The organism is Rhodococcus sp. GA1, assembly GCF_024321955.1.
In the GTDB taxonomy this organism is placed as follows: domain Bacteria; phylum Actinomycetota; class Actinomycetes; order Mycobacteriales; family Mycobacteriaceae; genus Rhodococcus; species Rhodococcus pyridinivorans.
This window is the reverse complement of the sequence record NZ_CP097186.1, coordinates 1,009,985-1,033,212: the sequence shown is the minus strand read 5'-3', so window position 1 is coordinate 1,033,212 and position 23,228 is coordinate 1,009,985. Positions and strand designations below refer to the sequence as shown.

General features: G+C 66.7%; 23 protein-coding genes and 1 pseudogene. 14 read left to right on the top strand and 10 right to left on the bottom strand.

From position 1 onward, the window contains the following. The first annotated feature begins 686 nt into the window (after positions 1-686). The 6 genes from M3330_RS04810 to M3330_RS04785 all read left to right on the top strand — a co-directional run bounded on the left by M3330_RS04810 (position 687) and on the right by M3330_RS04785 (position 5,984). Positions 687-1,889, top strand: a complete 1,203-nt coding sequence (locus M3330_RS04810) for a hypothetical protein (RefSeq protein ID WP_255027229.1) — start codon at positions 687-689, stop codon at positions 1,887-1,889. A gap of 239 nt (positions 1,890-2,128) precedes the next feature. Continuing rightward, positions 2,129-2,503, top strand: coding sequence for a hypothetical protein (locus M3330_RS04805; RefSeq protein ID WP_006553960.1), 375 nt, complete (start codon positions 2,129-2,131; stop codon positions 2,501-2,503). 95 nt (positions 2,504-2,598) lie between these two features. Next, positions 2,599-3,456 carry a ParA family protein gene (locus M3330_RS04800; protein ID WP_006553961.1) on the top strand — a complete coding sequence of 286 codons (858 nt, stop codon included), beginning with the start codon at positions 2,599-2,601 and terminating at the stop codon, positions 3,454-3,456. Continuing rightward, a complete protein-coding gene (locus M3330_RS04795; protein WP_071934599.1) occupies positions 3,453-3,965 on the top strand; it encodes a hypothetical protein in 513 nt (170 codons plus the stop codon). Before M3330_RS04800 ends, M3330_RS04795 begins: the two co-directional genes overlap by 4 nt. A 145-nt stretch (positions 3,966-4,110) precedes the next feature. After that, positions 4,111-4,836 (top strand): hypothetical protein, encoded by a 726-nt coding sequence (locus M3330_RS04790; protein ID WP_033097347.1) that lies wholly within the window; start codon positions 4,111-4,113, stop codon positions 4,834-4,836. Positions 4,837-5,000: 164 nt separating this feature from the next. After that, the gene (locus M3330_RS04785) at positions 5,001-5,984 is read left to right on the top strand and encodes a TauD/TfdA family dioxygenase (protein ID WP_255027228.1); all 984 of its coding nucleotides are present in this window, start codon (positions 5,001-5,003) and stop codon (positions 5,982-5,984) included. Positions 5,985-6,056: 72 nt separating this feature from the next. Here M3330_RS04785 and M3330_RS04780 read toward each other — a convergent pair whose 3' ends face one another. From M3330_RS04780 to M3330_RS04770, 3 genes are read right to left on the bottom strand one after another with little or no spacing between them, the layout of a single operon-like run. Then, complete coding sequence (locus M3330_RS04780) at positions 6,057-6,275, bottom strand: hypothetical protein (protein ID WP_006553967.1); 219 nt, start codon at positions 6,273-6,275, stop codon at positions 6,057-6,059. Continuing rightward, positions 6,176-6,442, bottom strand: coding sequence for an AMP-binding protein (locus M3330_RS04775; protein WP_252173940.1), 267 nt, complete (start codon positions 6,440-6,442; stop codon positions 6,176-6,178). The genes M3330_RS04780 and M3330_RS04775 overlap by 100 nt, the downstream gene beginning before the upstream one ends. Continuing rightward, positions 6,436-6,765, bottom strand: coding sequence for a hypothetical protein (locus M3330_RS04770; RefSeq protein ID WP_064060106.1), 330 nt, complete (start codon positions 6,763-6,765; stop codon positions 6,436-6,438). The genes M3330_RS04775 and M3330_RS04770 overlap by 7 nt, the downstream gene beginning before the upstream one ends. A gap of 219 nt (positions 6,766-6,984) precedes the next feature. Here M3330_RS04770 and ctaD point away from each other — a divergent pair, with 219 nt between their 5' ends. Together ctaD and M3330_RS04760 are read left to right on the top strand one after the other, a co-directional pair. Next, complete coding sequence (gene ctaD, locus M3330_RS04765; RefSeq protein ID WP_065996090.1) at positions 6,985-8,733, top strand: cytochrome c oxidase subunit I; 1,749 nt, start codon at positions 6,985-6,987, stop codon at positions 8,731-8,733. 59 nt (positions 8,734-8,792) lie between these two features. Next, entirely contained in the window at positions 8,793-10,364 is a 1,572-nt protein-coding gene (locus M3330_RS04760) for an NAD(P)/FAD-dependent oxidoreductase (protein ID WP_255027214.1), read from the top strand. Here the strand turns inward: M3330_RS04760 and M3330_RS04755 are convergent. Continuing rightward, positions 10,261-10,947, bottom strand: coding sequence for a TetR/AcrR family transcriptional regulator (locus M3330_RS04755; RefSeq protein WP_082937550.1), 687 nt, complete (start codon positions 10,945-10,947; stop codon positions 10,261-10,263). The two genes, M3330_RS04760 and M3330_RS04755, sit on opposite strands and share 104 nt — an antisense overlap. 174 nt (positions 10,948-11,121) lie before the next feature. On the opposite strand from M3330_RS04755, the gene M3330_RS04750 reads away from it, so the two are divergent. From M3330_RS04750 to M3330_RS04725, 6 genes are read left to right on the top strand one after another with little or no spacing between them, the layout of a single operon-like run. Next, positions 11,122-11,970: an urea amidolyase associated protein UAAP1 gene (locus M3330_RS04750; RefSeq protein WP_024103516.1), complete on the top strand. Its 849-nt coding sequence runs from the start codon at positions 11,122-11,124 to the stop codon at positions 11,968-11,970. After that, positions 11,967-12,617, top strand: coding sequence for an urea amidolyase associated protein UAAP2 (locus tag M3330_RS04745; protein ID WP_064060103.1), 651 nt, complete (start codon positions 11,967-11,969; stop codon positions 12,615-12,617). Before M3330_RS04750 ends, M3330_RS04745 begins: the two co-directional genes overlap by 4 nt. A 7-nt stretch (positions 12,618-12,624) precedes the next feature. Then, positions 12,625-14,595 carry a 5-oxoprolinase/urea amidolyase family protein gene (locus M3330_RS04740; RefSeq protein WP_255027210.1) on the top strand — a complete coding sequence of 657 codons (1,971 nt, stop codon included), beginning with the start codon at positions 12,625-12,627 and terminating at the stop codon, positions 14,593-14,595. Continuing rightward, positions 14,592-15,359: a hypothetical protein gene (locus M3330_RS04735; RefSeq protein ID WP_255027208.1), complete on the top strand. Its 768-nt coding sequence runs from the start codon at positions 14,592-14,594 to the stop codon at positions 15,357-15,359. The genes M3330_RS04740 and M3330_RS04735 overlap by 4 nt, the downstream gene beginning before the upstream one ends. Then, positions 15,356-16,387 carry an isopenicillin N synthase family oxygenase gene (locus M3330_RS04730; protein ID WP_006550408.1) on the top strand — a complete coding sequence of 344 codons (1,032 nt, stop codon included), beginning with the start codon at positions 15,356-15,358 and terminating at the stop codon, positions 16,385-16,387. The genes M3330_RS04735 and M3330_RS04730 overlap by 4 nt, the downstream gene beginning before the upstream one ends. Positions 16,388-16,408: 21 nt before the next feature. Then, positions 16,409-17,890 (top strand): sodium:solute symporter family protein, encoded by a 1,482-nt coding sequence (locus M3330_RS04725; protein WP_033097353.1) that lies wholly within the window; start codon positions 16,409-16,411, stop codon positions 17,888-17,890. A 60-nt stretch (positions 17,891-17,950) separates the two neighbouring features. On the opposite strand, the gene M3330_RS04720 is transcribed toward M3330_RS04725, so the two are convergent. The 6 genes and pseudogenes from M3330_RS04720 to M3330_RS04695 all read right to left on the bottom strand — a co-directional run bounded on the left by M3330_RS04720 (position 17,951) and on the right by M3330_RS04695 (position 23,186). Beyond that, on the bottom strand, positions 17,951-19,033 hold the full coding sequence (locus M3330_RS04720; protein ID WP_255027205.1) for a DUF3558 domain-containing protein: 1,083 nt from the start codon (positions 19,031-19,033) through the stop codon (positions 17,951-17,953). Positions 19,034-19,192: 159 nt separating this feature from the next. Further along, complete coding sequence (locus M3330_RS04715; protein ID WP_255027203.1) at positions 19,193-20,089, bottom strand: type IV toxin-antitoxin system AbiEi family antitoxin domain-containing protein; 897 nt, start codon at positions 20,087-20,089, stop codon at positions 19,193-19,195. Positions 20,090-20,283: 194 nt separating this feature from the next. Next, positions 20,284-20,751, bottom strand: a pseudogene (locus tag M3330_RS04710) (ATP-binding cassette domain-containing protein); the annotation flags it as partial. 91 nt (positions 20,752-20,842) lie between these two features. Next, positions 20,843-21,319 carry a VOC family protein gene (locus tag M3330_RS04705; protein WP_255027201.1) on the bottom strand — a complete coding sequence of 159 codons (477 nt, stop codon included), beginning with the start codon at positions 21,317-21,319 and terminating at the stop codon, positions 20,843-20,845. A 285-nt stretch (positions 21,320-21,604) separates the two neighbouring features. After that, positions 21,605-22,405 (bottom strand): alpha/beta fold hydrolase, encoded by an 801-nt coding sequence (locus M3330_RS04700; protein WP_255027199.1) that lies wholly within the window; start codon positions 22,403-22,405, stop codon positions 21,605-21,607. 313 nt (positions 22,406-22,718) lie between these two features. Then, on the bottom strand, positions 22,719-23,186 hold the full coding sequence (locus M3330_RS04695) for a MarR family winged helix-turn-helix transcriptional regulator (protein ID WP_255027197.1): 468 nt from the start codon (positions 23,184-23,186) through the stop codon (positions 22,719-22,721). Positions 23,187-23,228: the final 42 nt, after the last annotated feature.

The following is a 23,228-nucleotide window of genomic DNA, read 5'->3' as shown; positions in this document are numbered from 1 at the left end:
GTTGGCGACGCGAGCGGGAACATGTAGCGGTCGGCTCCTCGTGGTTGGCATGGGCATGCGTGTTCGTCGTCGATCCACCGGGCAACATCCGCGGTGTCCGAAGGACCGTTTCGAACAGGTCTCCGCAGCTACGGCCGTCGGTTGCGACGGTCACGTCCCCCTGGGCGAAGGCTCCGTTCGGATTACAGCATGGAGGAAACATGAGGGTTTGTCACGTTTTGCTTCCATGCGGGGCGATCGGCGGCGCGCTCGTGGCCGACTTCTCTCACAGGCATTCGCGCGCAGAGGATTTCGCTCGGGAACGGGTGTCGGGGAGGGGGTCTCCGGTCCCGGAGGTCGCCGGTACTGTGCAGTAACACCGATCGGTAACTTCCTGAGGGGTCAGGGACCCGTCGCCGGCGTCCTCTCGCTTCTGCTGGTACGCAACGGTTTTCGCGCGCCCCCGTCTCGGGCGCGATCCGGGATCGGGCAAATCGTTCGGAGCTACCTCGATAATGCTGTGACATCCGTCACGAAGGGCGAAAAGGTGAAGGTCTCAACCGAACCGGAGCGCGGCCGTGGACGTGTGGGATCGTGCCCGTCGAGCGCCCGGGATCGGGGCCGTTACCGGGCATTTCTCCGAGCCCGCGCGGAATCTGGAACAGTGGACGGTGCATGCCTGCGGACGAGCCGCGAGGAGGATCCCCGTGTCCGAAGCCGATCGACCCCACCTCCCGGGGCGCGACGACGCGCCCGGCCGGGACATCCCGTCGGTGGACCGGCGGACACGTATCGCCGGGCAGGTCCGCCGGTGGTGCGAGACCGGCAGTATCGAGGGCGGGCACGCTCCTCTGTCGGACGCCGCGGCGGTCGCACTGGCCGCCGGCTACCTCGACGAATCGGCACGTGCTGTGCTGGCGAACCGCCGGCGCGTCGGGCGCCGGTTGCCCACCCTCGACGGATTCGGTGAGCTGCGCCGCCTGTCCGACGAGCACGCCCGCCTCCGCACACGGATCGACGGCCTGCGTCCCGGCGCTGCGCGACTCGCACTCGAATACCGGGCCAACGAGCTCGGCAAACGCATCCGGGCGGCGCGACAGACCGTCGTGCACTCGCCGCTGCACTACGCCCAGGGCGTCCGCGCCGTGCGCCGCGACCGACGCGACGGGCTGCATCTCGAGATCGAACAACGCGAGGCGCTGTTCGCTGCACTGCAACGCACCCCGGCGCCCCTGCCCGTCACGCCCGTCGAGCAGGCCCGGGGAGTGGTGCTCGGTGTCGCCGTCGACCGCGTGGGTCGCTGGTCCGAACGCACCCCGCTGGCCGAGACGGGGCGTCGCGTCGCCGAACGGCTCGGACGCGAGGTGCCCTCCGGCGACGACCGCTTCGTCGACCGCTACGACACCCTGCTCTTCCTCGCCGGTTCCCTGTACGACCGCGTCGAGGCATCGGCGGCGTGGCGTTCGGAGTACTTCGAGGTTCAACGAGCCCAGCTCGATCTCGCCGAGGAGCTCACCCAGATCGCGGTGGACACCGTCGCCCTGCGCGACCTGCTCGACGAGTTGCAGTCCGCGATCCGATCGGCGCCCGAGGCGCGGTCCGGTCTCGAATCCCGGGTGGCAGCGCTCGAACCGGTATGGGACCAGATCCTTGCGCGCGTCACCGCGCTCGCGCGCATCGGCGACCTGCTCACGCGCGCGGAGGGCCATCTGCATCTCGCACACATCGCGCAGCGGACCGCGAGTCTCGACCAGCGGATCGACGACCTGATCGGCAGATCGGGTGCGCGCGAGTTGTCCGCCGAGAACACCGATTTCGTCGGCGACCAGCTCGGCGCCGCAGCCGAACCGATGGTCGCGCTCCGCAGTGCTCTGTGGACGGACATCGCCGAGCTCACCGCAAAGGAGTAACTCGGAGTTGCTGTCATCTGTCACATCGATTCGGCTGCGTTTCGGGTCGTATCCCCGAACTCGTGGAAAGTGACCGTCTTCACTGGTGTATTCGTCCGAACCGGTGGTACCTTCCTCGCGTCCTATCGGGGGTCGATACACAGGGGGGTGCGGTGGCGTCGCGGTTCGTGCGTACGGGTTTTGCGCTGGCTGTCGCTGCGGTGCTGGGGGTCTCGGGTTGTTCGGGGGCGACGACGAGCGTGTCCGTCGTCGACGACCCGCAGCTCGAGGCCGAGTTCGAATCGGTGCTCGTCTCCGGACAGTCCCGCACGCTCGGGGAGGTCGCGGCCGCAGCGGGTGTCGAGTCGTGGGACCGGATGTACTACTTCCGCGTCCCGGTGCTGATGAGCGAACTCAACCGCGTGATGCACACCCCCGGAGTCACCTGGCGGAACATGCCGGGATCCGATGCCGAAGGGCTCATCGTGTTCGTCTCGGAGGGGCAGATCGTGCGCGCGGTCGCCGACCGCGAGCCGCCGCTGTACCTGAGCGGTTTCGCGACCTCCGATTCGTACGTCACGCCCGACGAACTCGCCGGCATGCCCCGTCTCGCGGTCGAGTCGAGGGGCCGCTGATCCGGTAGCTGTCACCCGGCTGCCTCGTATGTCCGCCTTCGGGTAGTTTTGCTCGCGATATCGAGTAATGAATTTCTTTCCCGAAGAGGTGTGGGGTGGCACGGGTAATCGCGACGATCAACCTGAAAGGTGGCGTCGGCAAGACCACGACGACGGCCGCTCTGGGCGAGTTCATGGCGGCGGAGTTCGGGCAGCGGGTGCTGATGATCGATCTCGACCCGCAGACCAACCTCACCACGATGATGGTGGGGGAGGAACGCTGGCAGGAACTGAACGAACTCGGTCTGACCCTCGCGACGCTCTTCCGTAAGGCGATCACGCCCCACGCCGACGCGTTCGACATCGAGAAGGCCGTCCAGAAGAACGTCTCGCCCGTGCGAGCGGTCCGTGATCTCGACCTGCTCGCGTCGTCGCTGGATCTCATGGACATCCAGGAGGGGCTCACCCACCAGCAGTACGCCGATCCCGGCTCGCACCGTCCCGTCGAGGTGCTGCTCTCCGCTGTCCGGCCCATCGCCGACCGGTACGACTACATCCTGATCGACTGCCCGCCGAATCTCGGGATCCTCACCCTCAACGGATTGCGTCTCGCCGACGGCTATCTCATCCCGACGATTCCCGACATCCTGTCCACCTACGGAATTCCGCCGCTGCAGACGAAGATCCAGGAATTCGCGACACGGACCGGGCACACCGTGCGGGAGATCGGTCTCGTCATCACGAAGTACCGCAGTGCCTCGAATCTGCACCGCACGATCATCGAACAGCTCCAGCGCGACCCCCGGATTGCGAGCGTCGTTCCCGCCTGGGTGCCCGAGGCCAATCAGATCGCGGCGTCCGCCGAGTTCGTGCCCTACGGCACGCTCAAGCGAAAGTACGGCAACACCGGCCAGTACGACGCACTGCGAATCCTCACCGAGACGATCATGATGAATGCGCAGGTGTACCTGTGACGAATCCCGACCCCGATACCGACATGGCACAGGCGCGTCTGCGGGTGCGCATCGGCGAGGCGAGTTCGGCGTTGCTCCGTCTCGACGAGGCGGCACCCGGCACGGCCGGCGCGCTCGTCGCTCTCGTCCAGGTGATCGCCGATGAGGCGGCACGCACGCCGCGGTTCGCGAGGGCACTCGCGGGAGCGCTCTCGGTTACCGCGGACGCAAGCGCCCCGACCCCTGCTCCCGCTCCTGCAACGCGCCCGGCCGCGGCCCGAACGTCTGCGCGTCGCAGTCGTCGCGCACCCGGGGCCTTCGACCCGTTCGTGGTGTTCCGCGAGAGCGGCGAGGCGACTCTGCGGGAAAGGCTGTCGACCCTCGGGATCGAACAACTCAAGGACATCATCGCCGAGCACGCCATGGACTACGACAAACTCGCGATGCGCTGGCGCACCCCGTCCAAACTTCAGGACCGCATCGTCGAACGGGTCAAGGCGCTCACCACGAAGGGTGATGCTTTCCGGTGATCGATCACATGCAGTTCTTCTTCTGCTCGTAGCCACGTATGGTCGCACCAGACCTCCGGTCTCGATGAGACCGCGCAGGACGTGGGCACATCGCGCGTCGATCCCGATTCACTGCTCGATGTGCGCGCCGAGAAGAGGAGTCGATATGGGGGACATCGTTCGACAGGGAGTCGCGGCCTTCGTGGCCGAGGTTCTGGCGCGAGGCGGCCGGGCCGAGCCGATCCCTGGACAGCGGGACGTCCGCGTACAGGGCGCGGACGGATCCGAACGTGTGGTGCGGGTGTGCTCGACGGCGAGCGATCCGTGGCTCGCGCGACGCCGCGACGGAGTTCCCGCCGCCGACGGTGCGGGCGTGTCGTACTGGGTGTTCGTCGATCTCGCACCCGAGCTACCGGAGTTCTATGTGGTGGACGCGGACGACATCGAAGGGGGAATCGAGGAGGAGGTCGCGCTCTGGCTCGCCGACCGCCCCGGCCGGACACCGACCGGCAGTCACCCGATTCAGCGCAGCAATGTCGTTCACGGTCAAGACCATTGGGATCTGCTCGGTCTCGACGCGGTCAAGGATCCCGACCACGACGCGGCGCCGGTGCCGGCAGCGGCCGTCCGCGTAGCACGTCCGGCCACACCGGCGGTCGCCGAACCCGACACCGACGACGGACGGCTCGCGGTGGTCGCCGATATCGGGGGATACCGCGTGCAGGGGCGCGTCGATCCGGTGTCCGGGACGCTCGAGATCAACCGGGGACCGATGGAGGGGCGTCGCTTCCCCGACGCCGCGGCAGCCGCACAGGCGCTCGTCACCTTCTTCGACGACCACGAGACCGTCCCCGACGGCGACACCTTCTGGCGGAGCGAGATCCTCGAGTGAGAACGCACTCCCGATAGCGGCTTCGGCTCGTTTCGATCTCCCGTAAGCGAGCTCGGCTCGTTTCGATCTCGCTGACCACAACCGTCGACTCTGCCGACGGATGGCGGTGAACTGAATCGGCGCAAGCGACAACGCCAGGTTCAGATCATCGAAGGAGAGATCGCATGACCATCACCGAACTCGATCGCGATACGACCACCGCGGAATCCGTCTACACCGCCGGGGGCATCGTCGTCACCAAGCTGGGGGAGCATATCGGTGCGCGGATCGACGGGGTGCGGTTGTCCGGCTCGTTGGCGTCCGAGACCGTCGAGGCCATCCGCTACGCACTCGCCGTGCACAAGGCGATCGTCTTCCGCGACCAGCATCACCTCGACGACGAGGAGCAGTGGGCCTTCGCGGGTCTGCTCGGCACGCAGACCCAGTCGCACCCCACGGTCCACTCGAAGGGCAAGCGGCTGTTGCCCATCGAGGGTGCCGCGAACAGCTGGCACACCGATGTCAGCTTCGTCGACCGCATTCCGAAGGCGTCGATCCTGCGGGCGGTGACCCTGCCGCCGTACGGCGGTGCGACGACGTGGGCCTCCACGACCGCAGCCTACGAGCAGTTGCCGGACGCGCTGAAGGCGCTCGTCGACAACCTGTGGGCCCTGCACACCAACCTCTACGACTACGCCGAGAAGCTCGACGCGGGCAGCTCCGATCCGGCGCTGACCGAGGAGCGACGCCGCTACCAGGACGAGTTCCGCCGCAACACCTACGAAACGATCCACCCGGTGGTGCGGGTCCATCCCGAGACGGGTGAGCGCACCCTGTTGCTCGGTCACTTCGTCAAGGAGTTCGTCGGTCTCGAGCCGTCGGAGACCGCCGCGCTGCTCCAGCTGCTGCAGAACCGGATCACGAAGCTGGAGAACACCTTCCGCTGGTCGTGGGAAAGCGGCGACGTCGCGATCTGGGACAACCGCGCCACCCAGCACTACGGCATCGCCGACTTCGGCGACCACACCCGCCGCCTGCACCGCATCACCCTCGCCGGCGACATCCCCGTCGGCGTCGACGGCACGCGCAGTCGGGTTGTGCAGGGCGACGCGAGCGAGTACTCGGTGGTCGAGGAGCCGTCGCGGCTGCCTGGCTTCGACGCGAACTGAGGCAGCAGAGCGCGAAACGGTCGTAGGAGCGCGAAACATCCCGCGCCGATGACCGTTTCGCGCTCCTCAACGTCAGGCCACGACGTACTTCTCGTTCTCGCGGACCCACAGCACGCCGTCGCCCGCTGTGGGGCCTTCCTTCTCGAATTCCTCGGGTACGAGCGACGTCTCGTCGCGCAGCACGATCGCGGTCATGATAGGGGCGGCGGCGAGGTTCTCACCGTCCACGCGCATCCAGTCGGCCGTGCGACCGGCGAGGTAGATCCAGCCGTCCGCGTCCTTGTAGGCCACCCGGCGAGGATCGCGTTGGAGTGGAACAACGGCATCGACAGGTAGATTACGTCGTCGCTCGTGATCGAGAACTGCGGGACGAGCGTGCTGCCCGAGAACAACACCATCATGTGGGCGAGCATCACCGGCTTCGGATCGTCGCTCGTCCCCGAGGTGAAGATCAACATGAACGGATGGTCGGCCCGACCTTCCGGTACGGCTCGAGCGGACAGGCCCCGTCGACGAGCGCCCGCCACTCGGGGCTCGCGACGTCGAAGACGGCGACGTCGCCGAGATCCAGGCCGTCCAGCAGAGGGGCGTGCTCGGCATCGGTCAGCAGGATCTGGCAGTCCGCACGCAGGATGTCGCGTGCCAGACCCTCACCGCGTCGGGTGTTGTTGAGGCCGACGAGCGGGAAGCCCGCGAGCCCGGCCCCGGCGATCGCGTGGACGACGGCCGCGGTGTTGTTCTCGAACAGGTCACGGAGTGCCTGCTGGACGGTCTCTGCCATGGCTACCTCGGATATATGGAGAACACGTTCTCTTCGCCGTACACGAGTCGTTCGGGTCGCTCGTCGTCGCGTCACAATTCGGTCCGCGAACCCGGTGCGCGTGTGAGGTGGAACGCCTACTCTGAGTTCACCTGCAGCATCGCGGGTGGTGATCGCCGTGCGCCGTCGATCCCGTCCGCGCCGCACCGTTGCCGCCTCACGGCGGCTCGAGGAGGCCCGATGAACGCGGTTGTCGCTCCCGTCAAGCCCACGCGGCCCTATCCACCGCGAGCGAAGTCCAAGGGGGCGGTCCTCCATGACCTGATCACCACCACGGACCCGAAGACGCTCGGGCTGATGTACATCTTCACCTCGTTCGCGTTCTTCCTGTTCGGTGGTCTGCTCGCCCTGCTGATGCGCGCGGAGCTCGCGGTGCCCGGGCTGCAGTTCCTGTCGAACGAGCAGTACAACCAGCTGTTCACCAACCACGGCGGCATCATGCTGCTGATGTACGCCACGCCGGTCGTCTTCGGTTTCGCGAACTACATCCTGCCGCTGCAGATCGGTGCCCCCGACGTCGCCTTCCCGCGCCTGAACGCCTTCAGCTACTGGCTCTTCCTCTTCGGTGCACTCACGGTCGCCTTCGGATTCATCACGCCCGGCGGCGCTGCCGATTTCGGCTGGACGTCCTACATGCCGCTCGCCGACGAGATCCATTCGCCGGGGATCGGCGGCAATCTGTGGTTCCTCGGCCTGATCGTCATGGGTCTCGGTACCATCCTCGGCGGCGTCAACATGATCACCACCGTGGTGTGCATGCGCGCGCCCGGCATGACCATGTTCCGAATGCCGATCTTCACCTGGAACATCTTCATCACGATGATCCTCGTGCTCCTCGTCTTCCCGCTGCTCGCCGCGGCCTTCATGGGTGCCTTCGTCGATCGGGTGATCGGCGGCAACATCTACGACCCCGCGACCGGCGGTGTGCTGCTCTTCCAGCACCTGTTCTGGTTCTTCGGTCACCCCGAGGTGTACGTCATCGCGCTGCCGTTCTTCGGCATCGTCTCGGAGATCTTCCCGGTCTTCTCCCGCAAGCCGATCTTCGGATACAGCGGCCTCGTGTACGCGACCATTGCCATCGCCGCGCTCTCCATCGCGGTGTGGGCGCACCACATGTACGCCACCGGCGCCGTGCTGCTGCCGTACTTCTCGTTCATGACCTTCCTGATCGCCGTCCCGACGGGCGTGAAGTTCTTCAACTGGATCGGCACGATGTGGAAGGGCCAGATCACCTTCGAGACGCCGATGCTGTTCGCGGTCGGCTTCATCGTGACCTTCCTCTTCGGTGGCCTGACCGGTGTCATCCTCGCGAGCCCGCCGCTGGACTTCCACCTGCACGACTCGTACTTCGTGGTCGCGCACTTCCACTACGTGCTCTTCGGCACCATCGTGTTCGCGACCTACGCCGGCATCTACTTCTGGTTCCCGAAGATGACCGGCAGGATGATGGACGAGCAGCTCGGCCGCTGGCACTTCTGGCTGACCTTCATCGGTTTCCACACCACCTTCCTGGTGCAGCACTGGCTCGGTAACGAGGGCATGCCGCGTCGCTACGCCGACTACCTGCCCTCCGACGGGTTCACCACCCTGAACACCATCTCCACCATCGGGGCCTTCGTCGTGGGCGCGTCGACGCTGCCGTTCCTGTGGAACGTCTTCAAGAGCTACCGCTACGGCCAGGTCGTCACCGTCGACGACCCGTGGGGTTACGGCAACTCGCTCGAATGGGCGACGACCTGCCCGCCGCCGCGGCACAACTTCTACGAGCTGCCGCGGATCCGCTCGGAGCGTCCCGCCTTCGAGCTGCACTATCCCGACATGGTCGAGCGGATGCGTGCCGAGGCGCACGTGGGTCCGGGTAGCGACAAGCACGAGGTGAACGTGCTCGAAGGTGCCGACCGCACGCCGGGCGACATCCCCCGGGAGTGATCGACCGCGATAGCTCCGCGCATCGAACGAACCCCGCCGAAGGACGGAGTCGAGCGAACATGACCGCAGTCGAACCCGGCGGGAGCGTGCCCGCCGAGGTGGATGTCCTGATCGTCGGTGCCGGTATCTCCGGCATCGGCACGGCCTACCACCTGAAGACGAAGAGACCGGGGACGAGCTTCGCGATCGTCGAGGCGCGTGACGCGCTTGGTGGCACGTGGGACCTGTTCCGATATCCCGGCGTGCGCTCCGACTCCGACCTCCACACCCTCGGGTACGAGTTCAAGCCGTGGCGGAAGAAGCATGCGTACGCCGGAGGCGGCGAGATCCTCGGCTATCTCCACGAGACGGTGGACGAACACGGACTCCCTCCCTACCTGCACCTCGGGCACCGCGTCGTCGGCGCGTCCTTCTCGTCCGATACCGGCAGGTGGACGGTCACGCTCCTGCGCACGAGCGACGACACCATGCTTACGGTGACCTGCTCGTTCTTCTTCTCCGCGACCGGCTACTACGACTACGACGAGGGGTACAGCCCGGAGTTCGAGGGCAGCGACGACTTCCGCGGCACGATCGTCCATCCCCAGCACTGGCCCGAGGCTCTCGACTGTGCGGGCAAACGCGTCGTCGTCATCGGCAGTGGCGCCACCGCGGTGACGCTCATTCCCGCCCTGGCCGGCGTCGCCGAGCACGTGACGATGCTGCAGCGCTCTCCGTCCTACGTCCTGGGGTGGCCGAAGGAGAACAAGGTCGCCAACGCCCTGCGACGTGCACTCCCGACAGCGGTGGCCGACCGCGCCGTCCGTTCCCTGAGCATCCGGATGCTGCACGAGATGTACCGGACGAGTCGCCGGGCGCCGAACCTTTTCCGCCGTCTCCTGCGCCTTCGGATGACGAGCGTGCTGCCCGACGACTATCCCGTCGACGTGCACTTCAACCCGTCCTACGACCCGTGGGATCAGCGCCTGTGCGTCGCGACCGACGGTGACCTCTTCCACGCCATCGCCACCGGCGAGGCGTCGGTGGTCACCGATCGGATCGCCCGGTTCACGCCCACGGGGATCGCCCTCGAATCGGGGCGCGAGATCGAGGCCGACGTCATCGTCACCGCGACCGGCCTGAAACTGGTGCCGTTCGGGAGGATCGAAGTCGACGTCGACGGCGTCCCGGTCGACTGGCACGAATGCGTCACCTACAAGGCGACGATGCTCACCGGCGTGCCGAACTTCGCCTTCGCGTTCGGCTACACCAACTCGTCGTGGACCCTCAAGGTCGACCTCACCGGCCATCATCTGTGCCGGTTGCTCGACCACATGGAGGACCAGGGCTACGACGTCGTCACCCCGATCTGCGACGATCCGGCCGTCGGCGGAGGGCCGTTCTGGGACCTCACGTCGAACTATCTCCGGCGCTCGGCCGACGTGTTCCCCACATCCGGGGAAGGCGGCCCGTGGTCGATGGAGCAGAACTACTATCTCGACCGCAGACGGCTGCGCCGCGAACCGGTCGACGATCCCGCTCTGCGTTTCACGCGGGTGGCCGAGCCGGCGGGTTCATCGAGCCCAGCAGGTAGCCGGGAACCCCCACCACGAGTGCCCGGGCCGCGCTCGTCACTGCCGCAAGGTCGCTGACACCGAGCACCGTCAGCGATGCCGTCGCCAGCGCTTCGGGGAGCCCGGCGTCGACGTCGCCGTCGTCGGCTCGCATGCCGATGACCGATTCGACGACCCGGAACGGCAGATGGGTGCGAGGATCGCCGTAGCCCACGATCTGCGCCGCCAGGGTCCGGTAGCGCTCCATCAGGTGCCGACGTTCCTCCCGGAACCGATCGAACGGTTCGGTGCGAACCTCCGGAAGGTGGTAGAGCGCACCGAGATTCCATCTTCCCGCGGACAATTGGGCGGTGTCGAACCAGGCGAGCGCACACAGGCGCACCTCGGGCGGCAGCGCAGGGTCGAGATTGTCGTCGAAGTCGAGGGTCGGTTCGACGGTGTCCTCGAGCAACGCGACGAGGATGTCGTTCTTCGTCGCGAAGTGGTTGTACAGCGATGCCTGCCGGATCCCCACGGCCTCGGCGATCGTGCGTGTCGATGTGGGGGAGAACCCGCGGGTGGTGAACAGCTCCGCGGCGGCGTCGAGGATCTCGGCACGCGCGGTCGGCCCGGGCCGTCGCGGGGCGTGGAGGCGGGGGCGTCCTGGTCCTGCATGGGTCACGCCTCCACTGTGACACGACGAAAGGTGCTGCAGCGCCACCATCTTCGTGCGTGAAGTTTTCGTCACACGTACGAAACACGCGTCACGGACTCGTTACGCCATGGACATTCCCCGAAGATGCGCGATGGGAAAACTGTCGATCGACAGTTTCCCCGGACCGCCGATCGGAGCACCATGACCGAGACCCTCGCGACCGCCACCACGCACGCTGCTCGTGCCCATGCCCGAGCGCAGGCAGGAACCGTCACCGACGCCATGCCGATCGTCCCGGCATCGTCGTGGCCGGCTCCGCCCAGCGGTCGCGCAGCGTCGATGACCTGGGCCGAGACCGTCCCCGGTGGCCGCTACACCAGCAAGGTCCTCGCCCGCGGCACCCGCCTGCGCCTGCGGGACGTCCACGGCACCGCCTGCGCCAACATCCTCCTGTTCCGCGCCGACGCCCCGCACGAACGGCTCAACGTCGCCGACACGGTGAAGGTGCCGTGGCAGGCCTATCTCGGTGTCGGGCACCCACTGCTCTCCGATCAGGGCCGCGTCCTCGCCACGATCGTCGCCGACACCTCCGGACGCCACGACGCGCTGTGCGGCACCACCCACGTCGCGGGGAACACTGCGAAATACGGTGAGGGATCGCTCCATTCGAGCTCTCCTGCGGGTCGCGAACTGTTCACCGTCGCCGCCGCCAAGCACGACCTGCAACCGCGCGACCTGCCGCCCTCACTGTCCTTCTTCCACGGTGTCCGCGTCGAGGAGGACGGCAGCCTCGTCAGCACCGGCAACGCCGGTCCCGGTGCCGCCGTCGACCTGCTGATCCACCTGCCGGTGATCGCCCTGATCGCCAACACCGCACACCCGCTCGATCCGAATCCCGAGTTCACCACCGGCAGCCTCGAAGTCCTCGCCTGGCGAGCACCCGGCGAACTGAACTCGCTGCCGAACACCGACCCCGAGTGCCAGCGCGCCGTGCTCAACACCGACGACGCCTGGGCCGCCGCCACGTCCGAAACGGAGATCCACCGATGACCATCACCGCCGACACCGCAGACCTCGCCCTCGTTCCCGGTCGCGTCGTCCTCGACGAGATCGTCGGACTCCGTGGCCCGTGGTCGGCCGTCGTCGCCGCCGGCGACGTACTCACCATCGTCGACCTGCACGGCAACCAGGCGGTCGACACCCTCGTCTACGACGCCGCCGACCACACCCGCCGCTACAGTGCCGCTGCCACCGTGGCCGCCCAGCGGAACCTCTTCCTGTCCACCGGTTCGGTGTTACGCGACGCCGACGGTGAGCCGCTGATGACGCTCGTCGCCGACGAGGTGGGCAACCACGACACCGTCGGCGGTGCCTGCTCGCAGGAGTCCAACACCCTCCGCTACGGGCACCACACCAAGCACCAGCACGCCTGCGTCGAGAACTTCCTCATCGAAGGCACCAAGTGGGGACTGGGCAAGCGCGACCTCGTCTCCAACATCAACTTCTTCATGAACGTGCCGGTCGAGGCCGACGGCACCCTCGGCATCGTCGACGGCCTGTCCGCACCCGGCAAGCGACTCGCAATCCGCGCCGAGCGCGACGTGCTCGTCCTCGTCTCCAACTGCCCTCAGATCAACAACCCGTGCAACGGCTTCGACCCCACGCCGGTCCGCATGATCGTCACCCGCGGGGAATGAGGTAGTCATGACCACGAAGATCACCGTCGAACGTCCCGGAATGCTCACGACCGTCCAGGACTATCCCGGACGCACCGGTTACTGGCAGATCGGTGTGCCACCCTCGGGCCCGATGGACGACCTGTCGTTCCGCCTCGGCAACGTCGCGCTCGGCAACGACGAGGGCACCCCCGGTCTCGAGACCGCCATGGCCGGCCCCGCCCTGCGGTTCACGGAGGAAACCGAGGTGTGCGTGACGGGTGCGCCCGTCACCGTGCGCGTCGACGGGGCCGCCGTCCCGCAGTGGCGCCCGGTCACCGTCCCGGCGGGCGGCCTGCTCGACGTCGGAGCTGTCTCCGGGCCGGGGTTGCGCGTCTACGTCCTCATTCGCGGTGGTCTCGACGTTCCCGAATTCCTTGGCAGCGCAGCGACCTTCACGCTCGGAACGTTCGGCGGTCACGAGGGGCGCACGCTGCGCGAGGGTGACGTCCTCGTCGTCGGGGAGAACGCTCCCGGCGCGAGCGCCCCGGTCCCGTCCGAGCACGTGCCCGCACTGAGCACGCGCTGGGAGATCGCGGTCACCGAAGGTCCGCACGGCGCACCGGAATTCTTCACCCGTGCCGACATGGATGCCCTCTACGCCACCGACTACGAGGTGCACTTCAACTCCGACCGCACCGGCGTGCGGCTCATCGGCCCCAAGCCCGAATGGGCGCGCACCGACGGTGGCGAGGCGGGCCTGCACCCGTCGAACATCCACGACAACGCCTACTCCGTCGGCGCACTCGACTTCACCGGCGACACCCCGATCCTGCTCGGCCCCGACGGTCCCAGCCTCGGCGGGTTCGTGTGCCCGGTGACCGTCGTGGCCGCCGACCGTTGGAAGCTCGGCCAACTCGCTCCCGGCAACACGGTCCGGTTCGTGCCCGTGAAGTCGCAGCACACCGCGTCCCGCCGCGAACTCGGCGTCGCGCGTCGCGCCGGACTGTCGCTGGTCACCTCGGCCGGTGGCGACGGTGACGACGGAGTGCTCACCCGCCGTGACGGCCACACCGCCGTCACCTACCGCCGTAGCGGCGACGACAACGTCCTCGTCGAGTACGGCGACATGACCCTCGACCTGGCGCTGCGGGCCCGCGTGCACGCGCTGCACCAGCGCCTCGAGGCCGACCGTCCTGCAGGTCTGCTCGAACTCACCCCGGGAATCCGGTCGCTGCAGGTCAAGGTCGACCCCGACGTCCTGCCCGTGCCGACCCTGCTCGGCCTGCTCGGCGAGGTCGAGGACACCATCGGCGACAGCGACGAACTCGAAGTCCCCAGCCGGCAGGTACGACTCCCGCTGTCCTGGGACGACCCGGCGACCCGCGAGGCCATCCAGCGCTACATGCACGGCGTGCGCTCCGACGCCCCGTGGTGCCCGTGGAACATCGAGTTCATCCGCCGCATGAACGGCCTCGACACCGTCGCCGACGTCTTCGACACGGTCTTCGCCGCCGACTACATGGTTCTCGGCCTCGGCGACGTCTACCTCGGCGCCCCGGTCGCGACGCCGCTCGACCCGCGGCACCGTCTCGTCACCACCAAGTACAACCCCGCGCGCACCTGGACCCCCGAGAACGCCGTGGGCATCGGCGGCGCCTACCTGTGCATCTACGGCATGGAAGGCCCCGGCGGCTACCAGTTCGTCGGCCGCACCACCCAGGTGTGGAACCACCGGCACCCGCAGCCGGCCGGCCCGTTCGAGGACGGCACCCCGTGGCTGCTGCGCTTCTTCGACCGCATCTCGTGGTACCCCGTCGATCCCGACGAACTGCTCGATCTGCGAGCGGATCTCGCTGCGGGTCGCGGTGGGGGAGTGGAGATCACCGACGGCACATTCTCCCTGACCGAGCACCGGAAGTTCCTCGCGGACAACGCTGCTTCGATCAGCGGGTTCCAGGCGACGCAGTCCGTCGCCTTCGGCCAGGAACGCGCGCGGTGGAAGGCGGACGGCGTATGACGGCCGCCGAACGGATCCGTCCGGTGGGAACCCGTTTCGAGCGAACACTGTTGGCTCGGCCGGGAGCAATCCCGGACACCACCACCCGCGTCACGTGGCTGCAGGGTGAGCGGTTGTACTGCGACCTGCGACGACCGGCGACACTGCCGACGGTGACGGCCTCTACTCTCGCCGAGATGGAGATCGACGACCTCGTCGCTCTCGCGAGCCAGGACGGATTCGCCGGCCGACTGCTCGACAGCAGCAACCATGTCGAATGGGAACGGGCCGTGTCGTTCCATCCGCTCGGACCGACACCCGACGCCGGCACCCTGGAGGTCCTCGACACCGACACCCTCGTCGAACACGGTGTGTTCGAGGAGTACACCGAGCACTGGCGCATCACGGATGTCTCGCCCGACATCGAGGAGTACCTACTCGAGGACGTCGAGACCGGAGCGACCGCAGTGCTCGTGCGGGTCGGAGAGTGCTTCGCATTCGGGCGGAGTCGCGATCACGCGCTCGGATCCGAACCCCTCGTCGAACAGATCCTCGGCGCAGCGACGGTGTCGGATGCCCGAGCGTTGCTGGACTGCGAGATCGCGGTGGGTCGCATCGAAGACAGCCGGTGGACCATCTCCGCATCGACCCTCCCGTACCGAAGCGGGCGCAATCTCCACCCCGTCTTCGGTCACGAGATCCGCACCCGAGAAACAACATTCGACGGAACGTCCATCACCCGTCGGTGGCGTTCCGTCCACCCGACCCCGAGGAGTGACACATGACGTTCACGAGTATTCCCATCGTCGATGTGCATGCGCTGGTGTCCGGCGACGAAACCGGACGCGACGCCGTCGTCGCCGAACTCGGGCGCGCCGCGCGAGAAGTCGGCTTCGCGCAGATCGTCGGACATGGAGTCGACCCCATCCTCGTCGGCGGATTGAAGGACGCGGCCGAACGCTTCTTCGCTCTTCCCGACGACGCGAAAATGGATGTGTACATCGGCAATTCCACCAACCACCGCGGCTACGTGCCGCCCGGTGAGGAAGTGTTCGCCGGAGCCACACCGGACCACAAGGAAGCATTCGACCTGTCGATCGACCTTCCGTCCGATCATCCCGAATATCTCGCCGGCAACCCGCTGCTCGGCCCGAACCAGTGGCCCGACCTGCCGGACTTCGACGAGCCCGTGAATGCGTACTACGAATCCGTCTTCGCTCTGGGACGTGTGTTGTTGCGTGCCTTTGCCGAAGCACTCGGCGAGGCGGCGGATCGGTTCGACCGCTATGTGACCACGCCGCCTGCTCAGCTTCGAATGATCCACTATCCCTACGATCCCGACGCCTCGGACCGTCCCGGCATCGGTGCCCACACCGACTACGAGGTGTTCACTCTTCTGCTCCCCACGGCGCCGGGACTCGAGGTCCTCAACGCCGACGGCGACTGGATCGACGTGCCCTACCGCGAGGATGCCTTCGTCCTGAATATCGGTGACCTGCTGGAGATCTGGACCAACGGAGTATTTACAGCGACGTCACATCGGGTGCGTAAGGTTGCCGAGGAACGTTACTCGTTCCCCTTGTTCTTCAACGTCGATCACGACACCCGGGTCGACCCGCTGGAGAGGTTCGTCGACGCCGACGGACCGCGCTACGGCGGAGTCACTGCCGGCGAGCACCTGTTCGCCCAGACGGCCCAGAGCTTCACCTATCTCCGCAAGCGGCTCGCCGCGGGCGAGATCACCCTTCCCGACAATGCACGCCCCCTCTACTCACTCGGACGCGAAGCCCAACGCAGCGCTCCTGCCGTCTGACCCTCTCCATACGGAGCAGCCATGATCATCATCGGTGTCGCCGTGTGCCTCGTCGTTCTCCTCGGGGCCGGCTTCTACTCCACCCGCAAGGTCCGCGGACAGGCCGGGAACTTTCTTCTCGCAGGTCGCTCGCTCGGTGCCCCTGTCCTTGCCGTCCTGCTCATGTCGCAGGTCATCGATTCCAACGCGACCCTCGGTTCCGCCGACCTCGCGGCCGGATTCGGATTCTGGGCGGGTGCGGCGATGCCGCTGGGTGTCGCATCGAGCGTGCTGCTCGTCGGACTGTTCTTCGCGAAGCGCCTACGCGCGACGGGCGTCGTGACCCTGCCCGAGTTCTTCGCCCGCCGCTTCGGCCGCAGCACCGAGATCACCGCGTCCGTGCTCACGGTCGGCAGCTTCGGCATCCTCCTCGCCGGCAACCTCGTCGCCCTGGGCTACCTGCTCCAGTACTTCCTCGGCCTGAACTACACGGCGGCGGTGCTGGTGATCATCCCGTTCGTGCTCGCCTACACGGTGGCCGGCGGCATGTTCGCCAGCGTCTACACCGGCATGGTCCAGTTCGCGATCATGGCCGTCGGTATCGTCTCGCTCCTCGTGTGGACGGCCTTCGGACCCGGCTTCACCCACGGGGACGGCCTCGGCATCGGCGATCTCGGACAGCTCACCGATCCGGCGCAGGGGGCCGCGGTCAACTGGGCCACCATCGTCGCTCTCGGTCTCGGCAACCTCGTCGCGATCGACCTGATGCAGCGCGTGTTCTCCGCCAAGTCCCCGATCGCTGCGCAGCGCGCCTGCTTCTCTGCGGCGACCGGCATTCTCGTCCTGTGTGTGCCGCTGTCCTTCGTGGCCCTTGCTGCCGTGTCGATCGTCGGTGACAGCGCAGCCGACGCCCCGATCCTCTACGTTCTGCTGGGCGAGTACACGCCGCAGTGGTTGTCGATCCTTGTGCTCTCCGGTCTGGTGACGGCTTCGCTGACCACGATCAGTGGTGTGCTGCTGTCCACCGCGACGGTTCTGGTGCGCAACGTCTTCCGCGTAGGCGGCGAGAACGCCGCGATGTCGTCGGACGTCATGAAGGCCACCCGCCTGCTCATGCTGCCGATGGCTGCCTTCGGTGCCCTCGTCGCGCTGCGGGTCCCGCAGACCGGCATCCTGCTCACCCTCACCTTCGACCTGCTGCTCGCCTCGCTGGTAGTGCCGTTCATCCTCGGACTGTTCTGGTCGCGCGGTGACGGTCGCGCTGTGGCTGCCGCAGCGATCGCCGGTATCACGGTGCGCGCCGGCTTCTTCGTCCTCACCCCGACGATCTACGGCGTCGACAACACCCTGCTGTACATCCCGAACTCTCTGGTCACCTCGAGCGTCGACGGCTGGACCACCTTCATCGGATTCCTGGTGTCGCTGGTCGCCTACGTGACGGTCGCGCTGGTGCGACGCCCCGTCCGCGCGGTCACCGTTCCGGAGCCGGCCGTCCTGCCTGCGAAGCAACCGGTCGCGGTGTAGCTCGCGCGCCGAACCGGGGTTCGCTACCGCAACACGCGGGGCGAACCCCGGTTCACCGCGTCAGAGATCGACGAGTGTTTCGATGTCCTGAACGAGGGAGAACAGGGGAGCGCACTGTTTCTCGGAAGGAATCGGTTCGTTGTCGTAGGGGAAGTGCAACCACGAGCTGACGAGAACGCCGAATTTCGTGTCCAGGATGATCGCGCAATCGTTGCGGTCATGCTGGAGGAGCGCTCTCCTGCTATTGATCGTGATCTCGGTGGAGATATCGCGGTCGCGCTCGAGATATTCCTCGTAGGAGACATTGCCGGCGAGGAAAGTGATCGCGTAGGAATCCTTGTGGTCGGTCGTCTGGGCGAAGCTCTTCCATGAGCAGCTGATGAATGTGTACGTGCCGAAGGGAAGATCGGTGAGATCCTTGCTACGGTCGTCGAAACCTCTTTCGAGAAGTATCTCCATCGGAACATCCAGGCACGGATCGAAAGTGATGTCAGGTCGTTCCGAATCGTCGACGACGCGAGGCGTACGTACGGTCGTGGCGACCTCCATCATGATTCGTCCTGCGTCGACTTCTCGGTCCACCGAATCCTCGATCCGCTCGACGAAGCTTCTGGTCCGGCTGCATCGTGCGTCGTCCGTCATCGGCTGCATCTCGCGTGTGAGGTTGTGGTGCTTGATGCTGATCAGGCCGAATCGGGTGCTCATCGATATCTCGCAGCTGTTTGTTACGTTCGGGTCGAACTTGACGAGGGCGGGACGACCGCTGACTGTTGTCTCGGTGGTGTTCTCGGGGTCCCGCTTGTAGGCTTCGTCGAGCGTCCTGTTCGACGCCAGCAGGTACAGGTCGAACCAACCCGTATCGTTACTGTCCGGGGGAATGCTGTCGAAGGTGCACAGGATCGACGTGTAACCACCGGAGGTGTGCTCGGACTTCTGCCCGGTGGAGAGGTCGACACGTTCCGCACGGAAGGCCTCCTCCGGAGTGTCCGCACATGGATCGAATGTGATTTGTGCATGCACTTCCGGGTCGACCGCTTTCGGTGTGTCGTTGGTGGGAAACACGCCTTCGGCCGCGATCGATGCCGGCCCTGGAGAATGGCTGCATCCCGCAACAAGAATCACTGTTATTGCAACTGCCGTCACCGACTTCGTGACGACTGTCGTCCACCTACGCACGTGACCCCCCGATCCGTTTCTGCCGGCGGGACGTTAGCACGTTCCTTCCTCAGCCCCGCACGGCGCAGTGATTGCTTGCGCGCCGCACCGGGGCTTGCTACCGCAACACGCGGGGCGAGCCCCGGTTCATCGCGTCAGTTTCGCAGCGCGACGCGCGGCCTGCTGGAGTCTCTCCGCCACGACGTCGAACCGCTCCAATTCCGCCCACGTCCAGCGCACCACTTCGTAGCCCGCGTCGCGGATCGCGTCCTGCCGGAGCTTCTCGTCGAACACGTCGCGCGGGTCGGAATACTTGATCCGCCCGTCGAACTCGCCGACGACGCCGTTCTCCCAGAAGAAGTCGACGCGATAGCGCCGCCCGTTCCCGCCCACGATCTCGTACTGGAGGATCGGTCGCGGCAGTCCTGCTTCCGCAATGCGTAGACGCGACAGCGATTCGCCCGCACTCTCGCTGCGACCGTCCAGGAACGGAACGACGGCGCGGGCCTTTGCGAGACCGTGCCTGTGTCCGGATCCGGCGAGCACCCGGAGCAAGTCCGCCGCGGCGTCCGGATACAGTCGCAGAGCCGAGTCACCCACGACGACGGCCTGATCTCTCGGCAACGTCCGGGCGAGGTCGACGACCGTCCGGGCGACCGATGTCACCGGCAGGCCGTCGAGGAGAACGACGTCGTCACCGACTTCGGTCGGGTGCACATGGATCTGCGACGTCATCCGCCCGTGCCGGTGCGGTGGCCTGGAGACGTGTACGTGTTCGAGCGAGGCCTTCCACAGATCCAGCCCATGAAGGGACGCCGCAGAGACGTGGCTCAGGACCGTTCCTGCGGAGAGTTGTCGACCGAGATGCCGTGCCCGGACCCGGTGCACCCCGACCTCGCCGAGCGCCTCGACGTCCGATCGGTGCAAGAACATACCGCGTCCGAGGCGGACGAGGTCTCCGGCCCTGGTTGCTCTGCGGATGTCGTTGTCGGACATGCCGGATGCCGTCAGTGTCGCGGTCGTGAGTATAGGTGGATCGCCCATGAGGCGATCGTCGCAGCCCGTGCGGGTGCCGAAGCGCCGCAGAAAGGCCGCAGGCGCATTCTGTGGATGAATGCTTCCGCTGTGGAGAACCCGTGCCCTACAGCAGTTCGCCCGCCGAACCGTACTTCGCCCGTGCTATAGGCGGGGTGAAGTACGGTTCGGCGGGCGAGGTTCTGCCGAGTATCCGTGTTCGCTCACGATGCGCGAATCGGCGAAGCCACCCCGACCGACGTCTCCCAGAACCGCGCATAGCGGCCGCCGCGACGGACCAGCTCGTCGTGGGTTCCCTGCTCGACGATTCGTCCCCGGTCCAGGAACACGATCCGGTCGGCGTCGCGGACGGTGTGCAACCGGTGCGCGACCATCAGTACCGTCCGTCCCGCCGTGAGCCGCTCCAGGCCGGCGCGGACGACCGCCTCGTTCTCCGGGGCCAGAGCGGACGTCGTCTCGTCCAACAGGACGATCGGCGCGTCCTCGAGCAGTGCTTGCGCGATCGACACCCGCCGTCGTTCCCCACCGGACAGCATCGCGCCGCTTTCCCCGACCCGCGACGACCAGCCGTCGGGAAGGCGTTCGATCACCTCGTCCAGCCCCGCGGCGGCACCGGCGGCGCGAATCTCGTCGTCGGTCGCATCCGGACGCCCGATCCGCACGTTCTCCTCCGTGGAGTCGCAGGTGGAGTTCGCGCTGCAGACGTTCATCGCCGGGTTGGAGGAACCGCTCAGCGCCGCAGGGGAGTGACGCGGGTTCGGCTCATCCGGAGGGCAGGTTGCGTTCGTGTGCCTCGGCGGTCTCGCGTGGGTCGGTGATGCTGCGCGTCGTGCCCCTGGGCACCTCCGTGTGCGATTCGACCGTGTAGAACCGCACCTCGTGACCGTCGGGATCGTGGAGCAACGGAAGGATCCATCCGATCGACGCGAAGTGGACACCTCCGTGCTGCTCCCCGAGTTCGTCCAGATGCCGGGCATGGTCCTCCATCGCTGCCTTGTCGGGAACCCCGATAGAGAAGTAGTCGAATCCTGCTGCAGCCTTGGCTTTCTCCGGGTCGAGCCGCAGGGCCAGCATCGGCCCGCCGTCGGGATGTCGAAGCCCGAGGCCGACGAGTTCATCGCTCTCGCGGAACTCGACCATCGGCTCGTACCCCAATCTGACCTGGTACCACTCCGTCGATCTGGACAGATCGGATACCGGGAGCTTCACGTGGTGCACACCTGCGAGCCTCGGGATCATGACGCCCCCTCACCGGGATGGACGGCTGTCAGTCCATGGCACTCCCGGTGAGCGGGGACGTCAAGAGGCATGTGCAGTGGTGTGTCGGATGCCGAAGTGTCCCGCGGCTCGGTTCGCGCGCCGAACCGGGGTTCGCTACCACAACACGCGGGGCGAGCCCCCGTTCACCGCGTCAGCTTCGTGACGCGACTGCCCTCAGCGCTGCACGACGTCGATCGTGCCCCTGCACACTGCATTCTGGGTATCGACGACCACCGGTCTGCAGCGTGACGGTGGTCGAACGGCTCAGGCGCCCGGGCGACTCGCGACCGCAGCCTCGTCGACTGCGGGGTTGCTGATCGTCGGATCCGGGCTCCAGCCGAGGATCGGCGGCACGAAGACACATTCCAGCAGCCCTGCCGAACCCGGATCGAGCGCGTCGAGGACGAACCATGCCGCGTTCGGATCGTTGACGATGCCGGCATGTTCGACGAAGTCGTTCGCGCAGTGGTCCTGCAGCACGATGTTCGTCGCATTGGGTGCCTCGCGATGACCGCTGGTATACGGGAGGACGATCTCCTCGTATCGGGTCATGATGTTCGTGTACGTCACCTCGTCGGCGTAGACGCCGGACTCCTGGATCGTGTGGATCCAATCCGATCCGGCGAGGACCTGCGGGCACGCACCGCATCCGAGGAAGTGGACGAGATTCTCCACATCCTGCCGCACACCTACGTGCTCGAACAGCTCGAACGACGCCGCGAGCAGGAAGGCGTGGCTGCCCTCGTAGACCGGCCCGAGCGAGATGTAGTCGTCGACCTTCTCGTTGCCGCCGAGGAACTTCACGTACCAGACGGGCATCAGGGTGCCCTGCGAATGTCCGACGACGTCGACCTTCTCCGCGCCGGTCGCGGCGAGGATCTCGTCGACGAACTCCGAGAGTTGCCGTGCGCTGTCCTCCATCGGCAGCAGTCCGCCGACGGAACTCAGCGGCCAGGGGAGGTCGGCGTGGTTGCCGTAAGTGAGGGCGAAGACGCAATAGTCCTCGTTCGCGAGGAGGGGCCCGAGGTACGACCCAGTTGTTGTGCCGGTTGAGCACCGTGCCATGGACGAGCACGACGGGATCCGGATGTTCCTCCGACGGGACGCAGTCCCAGTCGTTCGTGCCGAGCGCGCTGCCGTTCGGATCGCCGAACTCATGAGCGAACCCGTCCAGGAACGTTTTTCCGACGGGCAGGGGAGGAGCGGGCTCCTCCGCGGCTGCCGTTCCCGCCCCGACCACAGTGAAGGCGACCGCGAGTACCGCGGCGGCCCATGAGCGTATGTGCATTCCCACCCCCGAAGTATGTGGATGGGCAAGGAAGTCAACAGAAATTCTCTCCGCTGGGGAGTGTGTTTTCCGCGCGGGGTCGGGGCCGCGTCAGCCCTCGGTGTCCTCCGGGGAGCGGGCGGCTTCTACTGCGGCAGTCATGGAGCCGAGGAATTCCCGCACGACGTCCAGTTGCGGCTCGGAGAAGGGCTCGAGCGCGGCGGATGCTCGGGCGAAGAGCGGGCCGAAGAAATCCCATCCGAGTTTCTCGGCGGCCGGGGTCACGCGAAGGATCACGCGTCGCCGGTCGTCGCTGTCGCGATCCCGCCTCACCTGGCCGGCCCGTTCGAGCCTGTCGACGAGTGCGGTGACCGAGGCGGTATTGAGCCGCAGGTGCTCGGCGAGCCAGCCGGGTGTCGCGATCTCCCCGGCCCGTTCCCGGTCGAGAAGTCCGATCAGCGCCCGCAGATCGGTGGGGTGCAGCGCGTGTTTCTGTGCGAATTCGGCGCCGAGCAGATCGAGTTGCACCGTGAGCGCGCGCAACCGGTGGATCATGTCGAGTCTGCCGTCGTCCGTCATGTCACCTCCACCTCTCGACAGACTCTACTCGCCCACCTAGTA

Coding starts and splice junctions, on each gene's coding strand:
- M3330_RS04695 (WP_255027197.1), bottom strand. CDS start 23,186: ATGACGGACGACGGCAGACTCGACATGATCCACCGGTTGCGCGCGCTC.
- M3330_RS04725 (WP_033097353.1), top strand. CDS start 16,409: ATGATCATCATCGGTGTCGCCGTGTGCCTCGTCGTTCTCCTCGGGGCC.
- M3330_RS04740 (WP_255027210.1), top strand. CDS start 12,625: ATGACCACGAAGATCACCGTCGAACGTCCCGGAATGCTCACGACCGTC.
- M3330_RS04760 (WP_255027214.1), top strand. CDS start 8,793: ATGACCGCAGTCGAACCCGGCGGGAGCGTGCCCGCCGAGGTGGATGTC.
- M3330_RS04715 (WP_255027203.1), bottom strand. CDS start 20,089: ATGGGCGATCCACCTATACTCACGACCGCGACACTGACGGCATCCGGC.
- M3330_RS04750 (WP_024103516.1), top strand. CDS start 11,122: ATGACCGAGACCCTCGCGACCGCCACCACGCACGCTGCTCGTGCCCAT.
- M3330_RS04700 (WP_255027199.1), bottom strand. CDS start 22,405: ATGGCACGGTGCTCAACCGGCACAACAACTGGGTCGTACCTCGGGCCC.
- M3330_RS04790 (WP_033097347.1), top strand. CDS start 4,111: ATGGGGGACATCGTTCGACAGGGAGTCGCGGCCTTCGTGGCCGAGGTT.
- M3330_RS04730 (WP_006550408.1), top strand. CDS start 15,356: ATGACGTTCACGAGTATTCCCATCGTCGATGTGCATGCGCTGGTGTCC.
- M3330_RS04785 (WP_255027228.1), top strand. CDS start 5,001: ATGACCATCACCGAACTCGATCGCGATACGACCACCGCGGAATCCGTC.
- M3330_RS04705 (WP_255027201.1), bottom strand. CDS start 21,319: ATGATCCCGAGGCTCGCAGGTGTGCACCACGTGAAGCTCCCGGTATCC.
- M3330_RS04735 (WP_255027208.1), top strand. CDS start 14,592: ATGACGGCCGCCGAACGGATCCGTCCGGTGGGAACCCGTTTCGAGCGA.
- ctaD (WP_065996090.1), top strand. CDS start 6,985: ATGAACGCGGTTGTCGCTCCCGTCAAGCCCACGCGGCCCTATCCACCG.
- M3330_RS04775 (WP_252173940.1), bottom strand. CDS start 6,442: ATGTTGATCTTCACCTCGGGGACGAGCGACGATCCGAAGCCGGTGATG.
- M3330_RS04745 (WP_064060103.1), top strand. CDS start 11,967: ATGACCATCACCGCCGACACCGCAGACCTCGCCCTCGTTCCCGGTCGC.
- M3330_RS04770 (WP_064060106.1), bottom strand. CDS start 6,765: ATGGCAGAGACCGTCCAGCAGGCACTCCGTGACCTGTTCGAGAACAAC.